This is a genomic window from Pseudomonas cannabina, assembly GCF_900100365.1.
GTDB classification, from domain to species: Bacteria; Pseudomonadota; Gammaproteobacteria; order Pseudomonadales; family Pseudomonadaceae; genus Aquipseudomonas; species Aquipseudomonas cannabina.
The window spans coordinates 5,465,892-5,484,199 of the sequence record NZ_FNKU01000001.1 but is presented as its reverse complement, the minus strand read 5'-3'; the positions used below and the strand labels follow the sequence as shown (position 1 = coordinate 5,484,199).

Here is an 18,308-nt window from a genome sequence, read left to right as displayed (position 1 = left end):
CAGCAGGGCAGCAGACCACGGCCCTGAAGCTCAATGCCGTGGCGTTGACTCAGTAACCCAGCGACAACCCGGTGTTGCGGCGCGGGTCGTTGGCGCCGTAGAAACGGTTGTTACCGACCGGCTTGCCGCCCAGCGAAGGCGCACCGACCAGAATCGCCGCCACGTGGTTGAGCGGTTGCGGACCAGCAAACTTGTGGCCCCAGCTCTCGAGAATCTTCAGCGTGTCGGGGCTGACTGCGAACGTGTCGATGTTGGTTGTCTCAGGTTGCCATTGCTGGTGGAAGCGCGGCGCGTCCACCGCTTCCTGAATGTTCATGCCGTAGTCGATGACATTGAGCATGGTCAGCAGGGTTGCCGTGATGATGCGACTGCCGCCCGGCGTACCGACGACCATGACGGCTTTGCCGTCTTTGGTGACGATGGTCGGGCTCATCGACGACAACGGCGTCTTGCCCGGCGCGATGGCGTTGGCTTCGCCCTGCACCAGCCCGTACATGTTGGGCACGCCTACCTTGACGGTGAAGTCATCCATTTCATCGTTGAGAATCACGCCGGTCTTGCTGGCCATGACACCCGCGCCGAACCAGTTGTTCAGGGTGTAGGTCACCGAGACCGCGTTGCCCCATTTGTCGACAATCGAGTAATGGGTGGTGTTGCTGCCCTCATGAGGCGCGACGCCCGGTTTAATCTTGTTCGAGTCACCGGCTTTCTGTGGCTCGATGGCCTCACGCAGCTTGGCCGCGTACTTCACGTCCAGCAAATGCGCGACCGGGTTCTTGACGAAATCCGGGTCGCCCAGATAGCTGTTGCGGTCCACGTAGGCATGGCGCATGGCTTCGATCTGATAGTGCATACCCTGCGCCGAACGGAAGCCCAGCTCTTTCATCGGGTAGCCTTCAAGAATGTTCAGAATCTGGCAGATGACCACACCGCCGGAGCTCGGCGGCGGCGCGGATACGACGTGATAACCGCGATAATCACATTCGACCGGTGCCAACTCGCGGGTCTTGTAATGGTCGAGGTCAGCCTGGGTGATGATGCCCTTGCCCGCCTGGCTCGAATCGACCAGCGCCTTGGCGACCCAGCCTTTGTAGAAACCGTCACTGCCCTTCTCGGACACTTCCCTGAGTGTCTTGGCGAGGTCTTTCTGCACCAGCTTCTGACCGACCTGCATCGGCTCGCCCTTGTCGAGGAAGATCGACCCGGAATCAGCCATGTCGGCCTTGAACACCTCGGTGGCGCTGGACAGCATGTCGATGTCGCCCTGCCCCAGCACGAAACCGTCTTCAGCCAGCTTGATAGCAGGTGCGATGACTTCTTCGCGCTTGCGTGTGCCGTATTTGCTCAGCGCCATTTCCATGCCGGACACAGTGCCCGGCACGCCGACGGCCAGATGGCCTTTGGTGCTCAGGTCCGGAATGACGTTGCCGTCCTTGTCCAGATACATATTGGCGGTAGCGGCTAGAGGAGCCTTTTCCCGGAAGTCCAGAAAGGTCTTGCGCCCGTCGGCCAGTTGAATGGTCATGAAGCCGCCGCCACCCAGGTTGCCGGCTGCGGGATAGACCACTGCCAGCGCGTAACCGACCGCCACGGCGGCATCGATCACGTTGCCACCCTTCTTCAGCACATCGACACCCACGTGGGTAGCCAGATGCTGGGCAGTCACGACCATACCGTTTTCAGCGGCGACCGGGGCCTGTGATGCGGCGAATGTGGGGGAGTACGCAACAATCAGTGCCGTCGCGATCAGCGACCTGGCGAGGGGTTCGAGCTTCATGATCGATCTCTTCTTCTGCTGAGTCGGAACGTTTGATGAGTGCGGCGCCAGCCTCTGGTCGAGGGATGCTGCGCTTCTCGTCGAAGCGTACCGGGCATCCCTGCGCGAATCTGACCCGCTCCAAAGTAGCTGTTTCTGGCGCGTTTACCTAGGGAGGCGCTGATTTATTCGATTTTTCGTCCCTGCAACGCTCTGGAGGCCTTGATTTATCTGGGGGCAACAGCTGGGTTTTAGAATAAATCAGCGTCTCCCTAGCGTAAAAAATATCGATGCACGTCACTTATCCGCTGAGCCAAGCACCGGCTTGTCGCCCCGCAAGGCAACTCCCCAGTCACAAATGGGATAATATCGCGACACTCAATGAGAATCATCCCCAGCCGTACTGCAGGAACTACATGATGCGCCCCACCCCTCAGCCTCGCCCTGCCCCGCGCATTCTGGTCGTGGACGATCACCGCAAAATCCGCGATCCGCTGGCGGTCTATCTGCGTCGCCACCTGTTCGACGTGCGCACGGCCGAGGATGCGGCGGGCATGTGGCAACTGCTCAAGCAACTGCCGTTCGATGCCGTGGTGCTGGATGTGATGCTGCCGGACGGCGACGGATTTGAGCTGTGCAGCCGCTTGCATCGACGCGAGAACATCCCGGTGATTCTGCTCACCGCGCGCGACACCTGCGCCGACCGGGTACGCGGCCTGGACATTGGCGCCGACGATTACATCACCAAGCCATTCGAGCCGCGCGAGCTGGTGGCCCGCCTCAACAGCGTGTTGCGCAGGCGCGGGCCGGTCCCGGCGATCATTGAGGCGAAACCGGTCGACGCTGCGCCTGCACTGACGCAGCACTATGCGTTCGCCGGCCTGCGTTTCATCAGCAGCACCGCAACGCTGCTGCGCAAAGACGGCTCGGCAGTCAGGCTGAGCACGGTGGAAAGTCGTCTGCTGGGCGTATTGCTCAGCCATCCCAACACTATTCTCAGTCGCCAGCGCCTGATCGATCTGACCGCGCGACCGGGCAGCGAAGTCTACGACCGCGCTATCGACCGGCAGATCAGCCGCCTGCGCCGCAAGCTCGGTGACAACCCGGTCGAGCCCGAGCTGTTGCGCACCATCTGGGGCGACGGCTACCTGCTGGCGGCCACTGTCGCCACGCTCGACGCATGACCCTGTTGAACCGGCTGTGGCCCAGACGCATGACGCAACAACTGGCGCTGTTGCTGCTGATTGCCCTACTGGCCTCGAATGCCATCGCGATGCTTTATCTGCAACGTACCGGCGCGCTGATTCATCCGTTGTCGCGCACCCTTGCCATCGAACGGTTGATCACCGCTTACCATGCCACGCAGGGCCTGTCGGCCGCAGACGCATCGCGCCTGCTGGCCGCCATGCAGACGCCGGATTCGGAGCTGTGGGTGTCCGCCCGGCCCATCGCCACCACGCTGGACATGCGTGCCGAAGAATATCGACTGGTCGCGGACTTGAGCCACCGGCTGAAGCTGCCCGCCGAAACCACCATTGGCATGCAGCTGGAACGCATCAGCGGTGGCCCGGCGCGCGAGCACGTGTTCGTGGCGGCAGGCTGGGCGCCTTTGCGCCTGCGCACCAGTATCAACCTGCTGAACGGCTCGTACCTGAACGGCATTCAGCACCCGGCGGGTGGCTATGAATGGGGTCGCATGCTGGCCTACACGCTGCCGGTGACGACCATTCCCGTGTTGCTGATCGTGGTGTTTTTCATGCGCCGTATCGTGCAACCGGTCAAGACCCTGGCCAAGGCCACCGAGCGCGTCAGCCGCGGTGAATGGATACCGCCGCTGCCGCTGTCCGGCCCGCAGGAGGCGCGTGAGCTGACCACGGCATTCAACATCATGCAGGCGCGCATTGCCCGTCATGTGGAAGGTCGCACGCGCATGCTGGCCGCCATCAGTCATGACCTGAACACGCCGATCACCGAACTGCGCCTGCACATGGAGTTGCTTGAAGACGGGCCAACACGCGATGACATGCTCGAAAGCCTCGATGAGCTGCGGGCGATGGTGCGCGAGACCCTGAATTTCGTGCGCGGTGATGCGGTGCAGGAAGCCACGGTAGAGATATCGCTCACCGCTCTGATCGATGATCTGGCCAGGCGTTACGCGACGATGGGAACGCCGATTGGCTGGGATGGTGCAAGCCAGATCAGGTGCCGCTGCCGGCCACTGGCGCTGAAACGCGCACTGACCAATCTGATCGACAACGCACTGAAGCACGCCGGGGATGCCACGGTGAGTTTATACAAAGCGCCTGACGAGGATATCCGCCTGGAGATCCTCGATCATGGTCCGGGCATCGAAGCGGCATGGCTGACTCACGTGTTCGAGCCCTTCGTGCAACTGAGCCAGACCGGTATCGACCACGCTCAAGGCGGCGGGCTCGGCCTTGGGCTGGCCATCGCCCGCGCCTGCGTACAGGCCCACGGCGGCGAACTCACCCTGGAAAACCGCCCGCTCGCGGGGTTGTGTGCAGTGGTGCGGTTGCCTGCGGGCGGAATATAGATCCCCGGTCACTCCCACTGAGATATGTATTCACATCGCAGCTGCGGGTCAAAGCACCGTTTTCGTGGGAGTGACCGGGGCGGCGATCCGGACGCTCCCACAAGACTGATGCGTGAGGAACGATAAATCCCACCTCAAAACCGTACAGTGGTGCTCGCCCACAGCGTCCGGCCGTAATTGACGGTGCCGTAGGTTTCGTCATCCAGTCGCTTGTCTGCCACGTTGTACAGCGCGGCGTTGAGCGAGATGTTTTTGCTCAGTTCATAAGAGCCGCCCAGGTCCGCTGTGGTGTAGCCCGGCGCGGCTTCGTCGGTGAGCGTGTTGCCGTATTCCTTGCCGTAGTAATTGGTTGACGCCCATAACTGAGTGCGGTCGTTGAGCGTCCACTCGGCGCGCAGATTGGCCTTCTGCTCCGGCGTGAGCGCCAGCGGGGCACCGGCGTTGGCGCCGCTTTTCTGTTCAGAATCGGTGTAGGTGTAATTGCCCTTGATCGCGACCGCAGGCGTGATGTCCCAACGACCATTGAGCTCGACGCCCTTGATGACCGCCTTGTCGACATTGACCCGGTCCATGACGATAAAACCATTCCACACCTCGGTGGTGGTCACGGTCGAAAGCTTGTCCTGGAAGTCGTTGTAGAACACCGTCATGCCCGCCGACAGGTCGTTGCGGTTCGACCACAGCGCCGACAACTCGTAGTTGGTGCTGGTTTCCGGCTTGAGGTCCGGGTTGCCGAACATCACGAACCGGTTGCGACGCAGGTACGAATAACCCGGCACCACGGCGCGCACTTCAGGCGCCTTGAAGCCTCGCGCCACACCGCCTTTGATGGTCCAGTCATCGGTAGCGCGCCACACGCCATACACCCGTGGGCTGAAATGCACGCCGTACTGTTCGTGGTGGTCCATGCGCAGGCCGGTGGTCAGCGCGAAGGTGTCGGTCACTGACCATTCGTTTTCCGCGAACAGCGCCTTCTGCACCACCGAGAACTCGTAGTCCTTGCGGTCGCCTAGGCCCTGATTCCAGTCGGTCACGGTGGTGTCGTTCCACTGCAGGCCGGTGGTGGTGATATTGCGCTCAGTGGGCATCACCAGCTTGGCGTCGAGCACCCGGTTTTCAACTTCAGGCTTGCGCCCCAATACGTCAGTCTGGGTCGCGCTGGCCTCGCCTTCGCGACTGGATTTTTCATACGCCAGCGACACGTCCGAGGTCGCCCAGCCCCAGCGCCCCTGATGCGAAATCGACCAGTGATCGCGGTTGTTTTCCTGCTCACGAGTGGCCCAGTTGGCACTCACGCCATCGCCGTTCTTGAGACGCGTGGCCCCGGCTTCCAGAAGGATGTCGTGGTCGATGGTCGGCGTGAACGACAGCCGGGCCGTCAGATCGCGATGTTCGGCTTTGCTGAAACCGTTGGTGGTTTCGACGTCGTCGTCAGCCTGACGATCCAGATAACGCCCCCAGACCTGCAACCCCAACAGGTCCTCCTTGATCGGGCCGCCGAGAAAGAACTGGGTCTGCCGCGCATTGCCCTGATCGCTGTGCTGGCGCGCCGAGTAATCGTAGGTGATCGAACCGCCCCACTCCGACGTGACCTTGCGCGTGATGATGTTGATCACCCCGCCAATTGCATCCGAGCCGTACAGCGATGACATCGGCCCGCGAACCACCTCGATACGCTCGATGGCCTCGGCGGGCGGAATGAAGCTCTGCTCATAACCGCTGTTGCCGTTGACCCGCGATTCACGGGCGCTCTGGCGTTTGCCATCGACCAGAATCAGCGTGTAATCGGCAGGCATGCCGCGAATGGAAATATCGGTTTCGTTGGCCCCGCCATTGACGGTCACGCCCTCGACGTCACGCAATGCATCGGTCAGATCGCGAAAGGATTTCTTGCGCAATTCGTCGCCGGTAATCACCGTCATCGAAGCCGGTGCATCCTCCAGGTTCTGCTCGAAACCGGAAGCGGTGACCACCACGTCGTCAAGCGACAGCACGTTGGCGGGCTCGATGACGGGCTCGGCAGCATGAGCCTGGCCCACTGCCAGACAGGCCAGCGCGAGTTTGACCATCACAGCCGCAGGCCGCAAACGAAGAGGAGAATGCATGGAGCTTCCTTACGATTCACAAGTAAAAGAGAATCGTATGCATCTGCATTCAGGAAGGTTGGACAAGATGTGACAACATTTCGCGGCCGCACGACCGCCCCGGCCTCTTTTCTGTCAAAGCGCTTTTTTACGATACCCCTCGATGATCGCCGAGAAGTCCTTGCTGCCATCACCGCGCAGGCTCATCGCCTGATAAAGCTGCTGGGCCACAGCACCGAGAATCACCGGCTGATGCGCTGCCCTTGCTGCTTCGGTTGCCAGCCCCAGATCCTTGAGCATCAGCTCCGCGCCAAAGCCGCCGCTGTAGCCGCGCGATGCCGGCGCAGTCTCGACGATGCCCGGCCAAGGGTTGTACGCCTCTGAACTCCAGCAACGGCCGGTCGAGGTATTGATGATGCTGGCCAACACCTCGGTGTCGATGCCCAGCGCGTTGCCCAAGGCCATTGATTCGGAAACGCCGATCATGGAAATCGCCAACAGCATGTTGTTGCAAATCTTGGCGATCTGCCCGGTGCCCACTTCGCCGCAATGCACGATGTTGCGGCCCATTATTTCAAGCAGCGGTTTGAGCACGGCAAAGTGCTGCACCGAACCGCCGACCATGAACGTTAACGTGCCAGCCTGCGCCCCTGCGGTGCCCCCCGATACCGGCGCGTCGCCCAGTACGACACCTTGCTGCGCAGCGATGGCGGCGATGTCGCGGACCGTTTGCGGGTCGATGGTGCTGCAATCAACGGCCGGAACACCGGGCGCAATCCCCTTCAGCACCCCGTCGTCGTTCAGGTACACGCTGCGCACATGTGCGGCGGCGGGCAACATGGTGATGACCCGCTCGCTGCCCTCTGCTGCTTGCTTGGGTGAATCACTGACCGTTGCGCCCAGCTCGGCAAATTCGCCCAAGACCGCCTTGTTCAAATCGAACACATGCAGGTTGTGCCCGGCTTTGATGAGGTTACGAGCCATGGGCGCGCCCATGTTGCCCAGACCGATAAATGCGATGTTCATTGTTGTTCTCCTTGGTATGGTCCTCGCCGTTATAAGCAAGCCCAACTGATTCACGCCAAGTGGTGCCCAGACACCTCTCGTTCCGCACGCTCCAGCGTGGGAACGCCTTTCATGACGCTCCGCGTCACACATCTGCACCGCGCCGCGCGCTCAAGATCAGACGCAGAGCGTCCAGAAATGCATGCCAACGCGGTGGCACGAGAGTCAGTTGGACGTGTGTAGAACGATCAACGCAGACTGATCGTGGTGTTCACGCCATCATTCACGCTGTCGTCATCGAACCAGCGGCTGGTGACGGTCTTGGTCTGAGTGTAGAACTGCACCACCTGTTTGCCATACGGCCCCAGATCACCCAGCTTGGAACCCCGCGAGCCGGTGAAGCTGAAAAACGGTACTGGCACGGGAATCGGGATGTTGATGCCCACCTGGCCGACGTCGATCTCGCTTTGAAACTTGCGCGCCGCAGCGCCGCTCTGGGTAAACAAGCCCGTGCCGTTGCCGAACGGATTGGCGTTGACCAGCGCAATGGCTTCATCCAGCGTGTCGACCTCCAGCACAACCAGCACCGGGCCGAAGATCTCCTGGGTGTAAATCTGCATGTCGGTGGTGACACCCGAGAACAGCGTCGGCCCGACGAAGTTGCCGCCTTCATAGCCCGGCACCGAGATTTCCCGGCCATCCAGCTCAAGGGTCGCGCCTTCACGCACGCCGCTTTCTATCAGGTCGAGAATGCGCTGCCTTGCCCGTCGGGAAATCACCGGCCCGATGTCCGTGCCCGGCTCGTGACCGGCATTGACCTTGAGTTTCTGCGCCAACGCCTTGAGGTCCGGCAGCCACTGCTTCGACGCGCCGACCAGCACCACCACCGAGGTCGCCATGCAACGTTGCCCTGCCGCGCCGAAGCCTGCGCCCACCAGCGCGTTGAGCGTCTGCTGACGATTGGCGTCGGGCAGCACGACGGCATGATTCTTCGCACCCATCATCGCCTGCACGCGCTTGCCATGTCGTCCGGCCAGGTCGTAAACGTGCGTACCGACAGCGGTCGAACCGACGAAGGAAACAGCCTTGATATCTTTGTGCGTGCAGATCGCGTCGACCAAGTCCTTGCCGCCATGCACCACGTTAAGCACGCCCGGCGGAATGCCCGCCTCGATCGCCAGTTCGACCAGCAGCAGGGTCGATAGCGGGTCCTGTTCGGAGGGTTTGAGGACAAAGGTGTTGCCGCAGGCAATCGCCATCGGGAACATCCACAGCGGAATCATCGCTGGGAAGTTGAACGGCGTGATGCCGGCGCACACACCAATGGGCTGGCGCAGCGTGTAGGTATCGACGCCGCTGGCGACGTTCTCGGCGAACTCGCCCATTTGCAGCGTGCCAATCGAGCACGCGTGCTCGACCACCTCAAGGCCGCGAAAGATATCGCCCTCGGCATCGGCCAGCGTCTTGCCCTGCTCGGCGCTCAATACCGCCGCAATGCGCCTGGAGTGCTCGCGGATCAGCGCCTGCAACTTGAGCATGATGCGCATGCGCGTGCCGATGGGCGTGTCACGCCAGGTGCGATAGGCCGCGTGGGCGGCAGCAACGGCGGCGTCGACTTCACTGGCTGTGGCGAACGGCACCTGCGCAAGCACTTCCTGCGTGGCCGGGTTGACGATGTCCTGCCATTCGCTGCTTTGCGAGTCGAGCCACTGGCCATCGATCAACAGTTTGACGCGGGCTACCGAAGTAGCGGTGCTATTCAGCGAGGCATTCATTTCAGCGGTTCTCCCTTCAGCAAACCACGCGATCCGGGGCAGTTGCCGATGGATGTTCGTGGTCTCCCGACAGTGTTGTTTTTGAGTTGGTCAGGGGGCGTGCTTTGGAGTATAGATGTGCAAACTTCTAATAAGAACGCAGATAAAAGCAGGGTTAACATGCAAAAAAACATCACTTCCCTAAGCCTGTTGAACTGGGACGACCTGAAGTTTTTCCTCGAAGTGGCACGCACCCGCAAAGTCAGCAGCGCGGCCAAACGCCTGGCCGTCGACTACACCACCGTGTCGCGGCGTATCAATTCGCTGGAAACCTCGCTCGGCACATTGCTGTTTGAAAAGTCGCGCAACAACGGCTTCATCATGACCGCCGAAGGTCAACACTTGCTGGGCTACGCCGAGTCCATCGAAAGCACGCTACACATGGCCTGCGAACAGGTTTCCGGCTCCAGCGTGGCTTTGTCCGGGCATATCCGCATGGGCTGCACCGAGGGGTTCGGCAGTTTCTTCATCACCCCGCAGCTCAGCCACTTTCTCGGCAGCTACCCAAGCATTTCAGTGGATATCTTGCCGCTGCCGCATTTCATCAGCCTGTCCAAGCGCGAGGCAGACATCGTCATCGCCCTAGAACGCCCGGAACACGGCCCGTACGTGTGTTGCAAACTCTGCGATTACAGCCTGCGCCTGTACGCGACCCAGGAATACCTGGACAGCCACGCGCCGATCCAGCGCAAGGCCGACCTGAGCGAACACGTATTCATCAGCTACGTCGACGACCTGGCGTTCAGCTCGGAGCTGCTGTACCTGAGCAACCTGCTGCCCAACGCCCAGGCGCAACTGCGCAGCACCAGCGTCATCGCCCAATACACCGCCGCCCTGCAAGGCCGCGCGCTGGCGATCCTGCCGTGCTTCCTCGCCGCGCAAGACCCGAGGCTGTTGCCGGTGCTGGAGGATGAAGTGAACATCACTCGTCAGTTCTGGATGTACTGCCGGGAGGACCTGCGCAAGTTGAAGCGGATCACGTTGCTGTGGGATTACATTCGGGAGGTGACGGAGTTGAATAAGGGGTTTTTGTTGGGTGAAGGGGCAGCGCTGCGGTTCGTCGGGTGATGCGCAAGAGATTGCTCAATAAGACCTGCGTCACAGGCGATTTTCAGGCTTGAGGGCGCGGATTATTTGCTCGTCAGATACTGCGCAGTCTGGCGTGGAAAGCGCGCACTATCCTGCGCAGGTTTTTCGGTTTTCTTGCTGTTTTTTCGTTGGAATATTTTTAACCCATTGATCTGAATGGAAAAAAATCAGATGGCACTGTTCTTGTAATGACTCTCTCAGTTCGACGGGCGCGATTGTCCGTTACTGCGGAGAGTTTTGGATGTTCGCTTCTGCCCATCAGCCACGCTTCAGCCTGAGCATTGATCGCTCTGAACGCCCTAATAACATCGATCATGGCTTTCAGGTTCTGGCCTTCTCCGGCCATGAAGCCATCAACCAGCCCTTCTGCTTCAAATTGGAACTGGTCAGCGAACGCCTGTCACTGGACCTCGAAAGCCTGCTGGGACTACCGGCTTTTTTGCAATTCGGACCTAACGACCGAGGCGTCCACGGGCTGATCGATCGTATCGCCCAAGGCGATTCCGGCACCCGTCTGACGCATTATTCGATCATCCTGCGCCCGCACCTGGCCCGACTTGAGCATCGCACCAACCAGCGTATTTTTCAGCATAAAACAGTGCCACAGATCATTGCTCTGGTGCTGAAAGATCACCGATTACTGGGCGACAGTTATCAATTCCATCTCCGCACAACTTATCCAGAACGCGAATACTGCGTGCAGTACAACGAGTCGGACCTGCACTTCATCCAGAGATTGTGTGAAGAAGAAGCCGTGCACTATCACTTTGAACACAGCTCTTCAGCGCATAAATTAATCTTCGGCGATGACCAAACGATGTTTCCTGAACTGGCGCCAGTGCGCTATCAGCAAAGTTCGGGGCTGGTGGAAGGTGAGCCCGTGGTCAACCACTTCCTGGAGAGGCTGGAAACCCGGCCCGGCCAGACCGTGCGCCGCGACTATCATTTTGAACGTCCGCGCGTGGACATGCAGGGCGCAACTTACAATGACGAAAACAACCCGCTCGAAGACTACGCTTATCCCGGCGGCTTCACCGATAAAGATCGCGGCATTCACCTGGCTAAACGGGCCCAGGAGCGCCATCGCCACGACTACCGTCAGGCCGAAAGTCAAAGCAACCAGCACAGGCTGGCCAGCGGTCATATCATGCCGTTCAGCCACCATCCCAACACAGACTGGAACGACCTCTGGCTGCTGACCGAAGTACGCCATGAAGGCCGTCAGCCGCAGGTATTGGAGGAATCTCTAGTGCCCGGCCAGCACGAGGGGAACGCTCAACAAGGCTACCGCAACACCTTTCTGGCCACACCCAGGAAGGCGCCCTACCGCCCGCCTCTGCGCCACCCAAAACCAAAGATCTTCGGCAGTCAGACCGCCGTCGTCACCGGCCTGAAAGGCCAGGAAATTCACTGCGACAGACATGGCCGAATCAAGGTGCAGTTCCATTGGGATCGCGAAGGCGCGGGCAATGACCGCAGCAGTTGCTGGCTGCGGGTCTCGTCCAGTTGGGCAGGTAATGGTTACGGCGGCATGGTCGTCCCGCGAGTCGGCATGGAAGTGCTGGTGACCTTTCTGGAAGGCGACCCCGACCGGCCATTGGTCAGCGGCTGTCTGTACCATGCAGAGCACCTGCAGCCCGGCAAATTGCCTGCGAATCAGACGCAAAGTGTCTTCAAGACCTTGAGCAGTCCGGGCGGTGGAGGATCGAACGAACTGCGTATCGAAGACCGCGCCGGGCAGGAGCATATCTATATTCACGCCCAGCGCGACTGGGACCAGATCGTCAAGCACGACCAGACAATCAACGTCGGCCATGAGCGTCATGACCGGGTCGAAGCCAACAGCTACAGCGAGTTCGGGGCTGAGGAGCACCGGACCGTTAAAGGTGCCCGGCTGACCGAAGTCAAAAGGAGCGATCACCTGACGGTGGGAGGCACGCAGCACATCAGAGTGGCAGATGGGTTGCTGGCAGAGGCTGGGCAGGAAATCTACATCAGGGCTGGCAATAACGTGGTGATCGAGGCAGGTCTGGAGATCACTTTCAAGGCTGGCGATTCCTTCATCAAGATCGACGCCAGCGGTATCACCGTGGACGGGCCGCAGGTCGTCAGGCTCGATTCCGGGGGCAAGTTGCCTGACGGAACAGCGCCCACACCACGACTGCCGGGGCGGGTGCAGCGGGTCGATGACAGCGCGCCGGGGCAGTTGCTGATGCAGCGTCTGAGTGGATCGGGGCCGATCATTGAACTCTGCCAAAAACCGAAAGGTGGAACACCTGCGAATTGCCCGCTGGCCGATTGCGGCTGCCGAAAAGCGTTGCAGTCGGGGGCCCGGAGATGAACATTTATCTGTTGCTGGAACGCACTGACTCACTGCTGGAACAGCTTTACCGACGGCTGCCCGACCCAGCGCCGACCCTGCTGTTCGACAAGACCGAGCTCGCTGCCTACCGGGATAAAAGTCCCGTCTTGCTGGATGCGTCCGTCCAGCATCCGCTGCTGAACATCGTGCTTGAGCACCCCGACGCCTGGCCCGGCCTGATCATCGAAAGCGCCTCACCTGTGGAGGTCGTGCTCGCGCATCTCAGGCACATTTTATTCGTCAGGTTCGAAGGGGTACGCCGAGGCGTTTTGCGTTATTCGCACCCGGTGACTGCCAGCTATTTGTTTACCGCCGACACCGCGCAATCCAGTGCCCAATGGCTGGGGCCCATGTCTCGACTTCGCTGGTATGGCGGAACCTGGGCAGACGTTGCGCAAGGCAATCAGCACTGGATGAGCATCGACAATCCGCACGCGCCTCACTGGGTTCCCCCGCAGCCTCCCATGACCCTGGCGCTGAGCCAACGCCAGGAAGACGCATTGCGCCGCCAGATCAAGGAATTTCCACAATGACCGCCAGCAGCTTGAGCGCAGGGCCGTCCTGCGAAATGGACAAGCTGATCGTCCAGATCGTGGGCAAGCATCATTCGGACCAGCAGAAGGTTCAACTGATCAGCGAAACCGGCGACCGTGTCTATTCGTCAACACCGGAAAAGCTAGAGCACACGCTGTGCAGCAGCACCCTTGAGGTCTGGGATCACATTAGCGGCACGCGTCTTGAACTGCAGATCGCAACCACCAAGGGCGAGCCGATTTGTCTGCCACTATTCAACGACACGCAGGTGACACCGCGACAGTCCGATACGCAGTTCAACCAGATCGTGCCGGTGCTGCCCTTTGTACCGCTGCCCTGTTCAAAGACCGCGTACGACCTCGGCACACCCGTGCTGGCGCGCGCGGGTTACGTGTACGTGTTTTATCAGGCGACGCTGTGGCGCGAGCTGGAGATTCAAGTCGGTGAAACCGGCAGTACTTATCACGACATCGACATAGCCCGTTATCGCCAGCCAGTCGGTTTTCTACCCGGTGAGCGCAAGGCCACCGGCGCGGCGCTTGAAGATATCTGGCTGCCGGCAATCTGCAACAACCGACGAGTGCAGAATCTGCAACTCTGCTTTTCGGAAATCCAGCTCAGCGCGCCGCGTCTTGAACGTCTGGAAACCGATGCGACGCTGAGAGCACAACGCTGCAAGAGCCCGGACCTGAGCTGGTCAAAAGAGCGCTTCACGGACCTGTACAAGGGCAAGCCCGATGGCGCGGCGATGCTCAAAGCGTTTTCCGGGTTCGATGCAAAAGATTACGCGGCCCAAGCGGTGATCGCTCGGGTCAACGCGACTCGTCTCAACTTGGAACACAGCGCCTTTCCGGTTAGCCTGGCGGCACCGCAGCGTGCGCGGCAACCTGGTTATGAGCGCCTGCTCGATCATCCGGCGCGCTACCTGTGTGATCTGTCGGGGCAGTTTCCGGTCGAGTCGTTCAGGCAAGCCAAAGCCTTTCTGGCTCAGGCTGCCCGAGGCACTGCCGCTCAGGATGACGGGGCTCTGGAACTCACGGCGATGGCCGACGCCTTGCTCGCCAGCTTACCGGCTGAAACGCAGGACGAGACCGTCGATACCGATACGCTCTGGCAAGCACAGCCGAATGCCGACGATGTGCTGACCCTTGCGCGACAGCGTCAAGTCTGCGGTGTGCTACTGGACGATGCGTGTTTTCGGCTGCGTCACTTGCGGCAACGCATCGACACTTATCAGCAACTGTTCGGCCTGTGTGCCCGACTGGCCATTCGTCAGCCGCATCACGCCAGCGCACTGCTGGTGCAGCAACTGGTCGTACCGCGCAGCATTCGCGGCAAGGAAAACCCGTTACACGCGACGATGGCCAAGTTGCATGAGCCTGGCAGGCGCGCCATCAACCAATGCACCGCCACCGTTGAACGTGCCATGGTCTGGCGGCACATGATCGGAACGCAGGACACACTGGTTGCCACCCTGAAGCAGGCGGGCACCGTGCAGATGCTGGCCGATCACCTGAGTCTGGATGGCTTTGCCTACGTGGCGGCAATGTACGAGCTGAGCCGGACACTGGCGACGGTGGCGCTGGTGCCGTCCAATGTCGACCCGCTGGCTCCCAGCGGCGACATTGTGGACGCGGTCACGGGTATCGGCCTTTGGGATCAGGCCGTGAGTCCGGGGCAGACATTTCTGAATGCGCTTGCCAGCGACGACACCTCCTCTCTGCACGCGATGCTGTGGCCCGAGTGCGATCTGCAGACAGTCTGCGCGCCCTACGTAACGCCGCTTGAAGACACTAGAAACCTGGGCGATGGGCGCTTTCGGGCCACCGAACTGGCCCGCTTCGAAAACCGGCCAACGCCCGACCCCGTCGCTCAAGTCACGCTGGACGCCACCACCCTGGCCAACCTGCTGGAAGGCGACAGCCTGCAGAACTTCTTCCTCATCAACAACGGCAAGGCGACCACGGCGGCGCTGGTCGGGATCTTCGAAAATCTGCAGAGCGCCGCAGATGGCGCAGCGAATGCAATCGACAAGGCCAGCCAGGCACTCGCGCCAGCCAACGGCAACGTGCAAAACGCCAGCGCCAACGCCCGCTCTGCATCTGACCGACTGGCGCAGATGCAAGAGCGACTGGGTGCGAACGCACACAAGATCAACGTCAACCGCCAAGGCCGCGGCGTGCAACAACTGCGCAGCATGATGCCCGAGCATTTCGGTGCAGCGTTCCTGATGCGCCGCAATCAGGTCACGCCTCAACACTACGTATTCGGCCTGGAAGACCTGCCTGCTCGGGAGTCAATGCCAAAAACGCGCTATGGCGAATACCTGCGCGCCGACGGCAGCCCGTTCGGCGACATCGACTCACCGCCCAACTACTCGACTCGCGTGCCCACGGGCGACAATTGGGTGCTGGTGATCCCTCGCGGACACAAGACCGCACAGGTGGTCGGCGACATGAACCGAGCACTGAAAAAAGCTCGGGAAACAGCCGGCGCCGTGGGGGAAGCGCAAGCGGCTCATGTCCGGGCGAAAAGCGGGCTGAGTGAAGTGATAGAGGGGCTGGACTCGCAGAGGAACAAGGCGGCTTACAGAGTGCTGGCGTCAACCCCGTTTTGTCTGGCGGTGTTGATGCTGGAGGTTTGGAATGTGAGTTCGGAGATATCTGCATGGGAGCAGACGGTTAGGGAGAAAGGGGCAGTCAGAACAGGTTTAGGGAGACGCTGATTTATTCTAAAACCCAGCTGTTGCCCCCAGATAAATCAAGGCCTCCAGAGCGTTGCAGGGACGAAAAATCGAATAAATCAGCGCCTCCTTAGGTATCTTAGGTGCCAGCCTGTATTTTGTAATAGCGTTAGAAGCATTGGCAGTAAAACTGGGTGGTCAGCAATCAAAACTTTCAGTAGCCAGAACAACGCTATTCAGCATCTCATCAAAAAAAGCCGCCATTTTCTTCGGCGAGGCTTTGGCCAAAAAGCTGACCACAAAAGTGACTGGTCGAATCGTGGGCTTCTTCATTTCTGGCTGGATTCTATCCATAGTCAATGTTATCGATGCATGGCAAGCATGGCAGTGGGACGATGGCGCTATGCATGGTTATCTCCTGCTATCTCTGGGTGGACTATCGGGGTCACTAGGAACTTTGTTCGGAGCGGCAACAACGCTGCTCGGACTTCCAGTATTGGGTTGGGCCGCGTTGCTCCTGATTGCCGTAGGCGTGGGCTTAGTCACTCTATTGAGCTCAACCCCGTTGGAATTATGGCTAGCAAATGGACCGTTCGGCAAGAGCGACCCGATCGACCGATATTTGCAGGACCCAACGGAGGCTTTCTATCGACTAACGAGCATGCTTGCAGCAATCAGTATCTCAGTCGAAAAAAATCCTGCTTACGAACTGCAGGCCAAATTTGATCCACACGCAGAACTACCTCATGCAATACGTAGCGCTGACACTGTCATCCGTTTAGAGAGTCGTCTGCCGGGATTTATAGGAAATCTCGACAGCCTTAGTATTAAAAATGAATGCAGGCTGCGTCATATGACTGAAAGGACCAGTAATCAGGGTATTCCTTATCGAGCAGAAAGTGAGATCGGCGACCGACCTGAAACACCTAAAGCACAGCGCCTACTGCCTGATGCACTGGAGCTTTTTTTCACGACGCCAATTAACCATGCCCTATCCTCGGGTAGCCGTCGACACTATTACAAATGGGCGGTACGAGCCCAATTTATTTTGACCCACAGAGGAGAAAAAAAATACTTCCCTGCCCCGGCAATCAAGGATCCTACTCAGTACAGCCAGAGCTGGGCAAAGCCTGATTTCAATAAGATCAACCAACCGTTCTGGGCAGATGAGACTACTCATGAGGCTTCGCCCAATGCTTAAATCCAGCAGCAAATCTTATTACGGCACGCAAGCGTACAAATCCGACGGGGTCCGCGCTCAGCCAGCAAAATCCGTCTATAACTTTGAAGGTATACGATTGCCATGGGGGCAAACTACGGCCGCTGTGCCTGATAGGCTTCTGGATGATCCCACACCAGCCGAGATGCTTTTCTGGGAAGATTTCAAACGCAAAAAACGAGAAAAAGCAAACAATGGTTCTTATGTACCCGCTCCGTTTGAAGGTGCAAACCTTCATCAGAAATACGATCACGAGCGTCTGCGCTATGCACAATTACCTATGCGGTCGCAACTCTGGCTTATCTTAAATCTTGGAGGGAAATGGATTTTTCTGACGTTAACGCCTCTCTATGCATTGATCTGTATGACGATGCATATAGCCTCAAAAAACTCATATACAAAAGTAGAATTTCTTGAAGCGTTCATCGGTGGCAGCTATTTTATTTCACTCCCCCCACTACTCAGTTGGCTAATCGGCCACATCGTCATCAACCACTTCCCACGAATCTGGTTCCGCCCTCCAAAAGGTCCGCTCTGGGAGCTTAATCGCAGGACGGGTCTGGTCACGATCTTTGACTACAAGCGTCACCGCAAGGAGGGCGTCATCGACGAGTTCATCGCCCCGTTCTACGAGTTCGACGCTTATATGATTACTACGTGCAATCGACATGGACCGTCTTACGGCCTGATCCTCCAGCATCGCTGTGAAGACCAGCGCATCAACTTTCACGCATTACTCGGCCCGGACGACTTCCAGCAACGCCCCTGCGCACTCTGGGACTTCCTGCAAAACTACATGGACGTCAGCGGGCCGATTCCGGATATTCCGTTGTTCGAACCCTACCGGCATTTAGACCCGGTGACCGCCAGCCACGATCAGCAAAATGGCCGCAACCCACGCTACTGGATTGATATGGATGACGCCACGTTCAAGGCCGAGGTTGATGCCATGTGGCAGCGGGTTTATACGATTGATACGTTTAGTCGCCCGAACGTTATGGCGCGATATGTGGATTATGGCGTGTGAGGTGTTGTGTCGGATCTGCGGCGGCCCTGAAACGGGCTGCCTCAGTTGCGTCTGATGTACCGTGTGTACCGTTGCTGCCGGTTCCCGGCAGTTCGCGGACGAGTCCACTCCCACTACAAGCGAAGCGCCAGGCCCGCTCCCGCGCCACCCGGGCAGACGCTACCTTTCAGAGCGTTCACGA

The 18,308-nt window shown here is 59.3% G+C and carries 11 protein-coding genes and 1 pseudogene; 8 read left to right on the top strand and 4 right to left on the bottom strand.

All coding sequences use genetic code 11. The features are described from left to right. Positions 1-49: 49 nt before the first annotated feature. The gene (gene ggt / locus BLT55_RS25745) at positions 50-1,777 is read right to left on the bottom strand and encodes a gamma-glutamyltransferase (protein ID WP_055000801.1); all 1,728 of its coding nucleotides are present in this window, start codon (positions 1,775-1,777) and stop codon (positions 50-52) included. 398 nt (positions 1,778-2,175) lie between these two features. On the opposite strand from ggt, the gene BLT55_RS25740 reads away from it, so the two are divergent. Together BLT55_RS25740 and BLT55_RS25735 are read left to right on the top strand one after the other, a co-directional pair. Next, positions 2,176-2,940, top strand: a complete 765-nt coding sequence (locus tag BLT55_RS25740; RefSeq protein ID WP_055000800.1) for a response regulator transcription factor — start codon at positions 2,176-2,178, stop codon at positions 2,938-2,940. Positions 2,941-2,969: 29 nt separating this feature from the next. Continuing rightward, positions 2,970-4,310 carry an ATP-binding protein gene (locus tag BLT55_RS25735; RefSeq protein WP_055000810.1) on the top strand — a complete coding sequence of 447 codons (1,341 nt, stop codon included), beginning with the start codon at positions 2,970-2,972 and terminating at the stop codon, positions 4,308-4,310. A gap of 134 nt (positions 4,311-4,444) precedes the next feature. On the opposite strand, the gene BLT55_RS25730 is transcribed toward BLT55_RS25735, so the two are convergent. The 3 genes from BLT55_RS25730 to BLT55_RS25715 all read right to left on the bottom strand — a co-directional run bounded on the left by BLT55_RS25730 (position 4,445) and on the right by BLT55_RS25715 (position 9,174). After that, a complete protein-coding gene (locus BLT55_RS25730; RefSeq protein WP_055000799.1) occupies positions 4,445-6,415 on the bottom strand; it encodes a TonB-dependent receptor domain-containing protein in 1,971 nt (656 codons plus the stop codon). A gap of 114 nt (positions 6,416-6,529) precedes the next feature. Beyond that, positions 6,530-7,420, bottom strand: coding sequence for a 3-hydroxyisobutyrate dehydrogenase (gene mmsB / locus BLT55_RS25725; protein ID WP_055000798.1), 891 nt, complete (start codon positions 7,418-7,420; stop codon positions 6,530-6,532). A 227-nt stretch (positions 7,421-7,647) separates the two neighbouring features. After that, entirely contained in the window at positions 7,648-9,174 is a 1,527-nt protein-coding gene (locus BLT55_RS25715; protein ID WP_055000797.1) for a CoA-acylating methylmalonate-semialdehyde dehydrogenase, read from the bottom strand. 159 nt (positions 9,175-9,333) lie between these two features. Between BLT55_RS25715 and BLT55_RS25710 the strand changes: the two genes are divergently transcribed. The 6 genes and pseudogenes from BLT55_RS25710 to BLT55_RS33585 all read left to right on the top strand — a co-directional run bounded on the left by BLT55_RS25710 (position 9,334) and on the right by BLT55_RS33585 (position 18,127). Further along, the gene (locus BLT55_RS25710) at positions 9,334-10,281 is read left to right on the top strand and encodes a LysR family transcriptional regulator (protein WP_055000796.1); all 948 of its coding nucleotides are present in this window, start codon (positions 9,334-9,336) and stop codon (positions 10,279-10,281) included. A 262-nt stretch (positions 10,282-10,543) separates the two neighbouring features. Continuing rightward, complete coding sequence (locus BLT55_RS25705) at positions 10,544-12,643, top strand: type VI secretion system Vgr family protein (RefSeq protein ID WP_074801106.1); 2,100 nt, start codon at positions 10,544-10,546, stop codon at positions 12,641-12,643. Continuing rightward, positions 12,640-13,197 carry a DUF4123 domain-containing protein gene (locus BLT55_RS25700; RefSeq protein ID WP_055001037.1) on the top strand — a complete coding sequence of 186 codons (558 nt, stop codon included), beginning with the start codon at positions 12,640-12,642 and terminating at the stop codon, positions 13,195-13,197. Before BLT55_RS25705 ends, BLT55_RS25700 begins: the two co-directional genes overlap by 4 nt. Next, positions 13,194-15,905 (top strand): annotated as a pseudogene (locus BLT55_RS25695) (hypothetical protein); the annotation flags it as partial. The gene BLT55_RS25700 and the pseudogene BLT55_RS25695, both read left to right, overlap by 4 nt. Before the next feature lie 154 nt (positions 15,906-16,059). After that, positions 16,060-17,082 (top strand): hypothetical protein, encoded by a 1,023-nt coding sequence (locus tag BLT55_RS25685; protein WP_223862769.1) that lies wholly within the window; start codon positions 16,060-16,062, stop codon positions 17,080-17,082. A 163-nt stretch (positions 17,083-17,245) separates the two neighbouring features. Continuing rightward, the gene (locus tag BLT55_RS33585; RefSeq protein WP_162234982.1) at positions 17,246-18,127 is read left to right on the top strand and encodes a hypothetical protein; all 882 of its coding nucleotides are present in this window, start codon (positions 17,246-17,248) and stop codon (positions 18,125-18,127) included. Positions 18,128-18,308 lie beyond the last annotated feature (181 nt).

Excerpts from the sequence above, each read along its gene's own strand:
- ggt (WP_055000801.1), bottom strand. The coding sequence starts at position 1,777 with ATGAAGCTCGAACCCCTCGCCAGGTCGCTGATCGCGACGGCACTGATT.
- BLT55_RS25740 (WP_055000800.1), top strand. The coding sequence starts at position 2,176 with ATGCGCCCCACCCCTCAGCCTCGCCCTGCCCCGCGCATTCTGGTCGTG.
- BLT55_RS25735 (WP_055000810.1), top strand. The coding sequence starts at position 2,970 with ATGACGCAACAACTGGCGCTGTTGCTGCTGATTGCCCTACTGGCCTCG.
- BLT55_RS25730 (WP_055000799.1), bottom strand. The coding sequence starts at position 6,415 with ATGCATTCTCCTCTTCGTTTGCGGCCTGCGGCTGTGATGGTCAAACTC.
- mmsB (WP_055000798.1), bottom strand. The coding sequence starts at position 7,420 with ATGAACATCGCATTTATCGGTCTGGGCAACATGGGCGCGCCCATGGCT.
- BLT55_RS25715 (WP_055000797.1), bottom strand. The coding sequence starts at position 9,174 with ATGAATGCCTCGCTGAATAGCACCGCTACTTCGGTAGCCCGCGTCAAA.
- BLT55_RS25710 (WP_055000796.1), top strand. The coding sequence starts at position 9,334 with ATGCAAAAAAACATCACTTCCCTAAGCCTGTTGAACTGGGACGACCTG.
- BLT55_RS25705 (WP_074801106.1), top strand. The coding sequence starts at position 10,544 with ATGTTCGCTTCTGCCCATCAGCCACGCTTCAGCCTGAGCATTGATCGC.
- BLT55_RS25700 (WP_055001037.1), top strand. The coding sequence starts at position 12,640 with ATGAACATTTATCTGTTGCTGGAACGCACTGACTCACTGCTGGAACAG.
- BLT55_RS33585 (WP_162234982.1), top strand. The coding sequence starts at position 17,246 with ATGCTTTTCTGGGAAGATTTCAAACGCAAAAAACGAGAAAAAGCAAAC.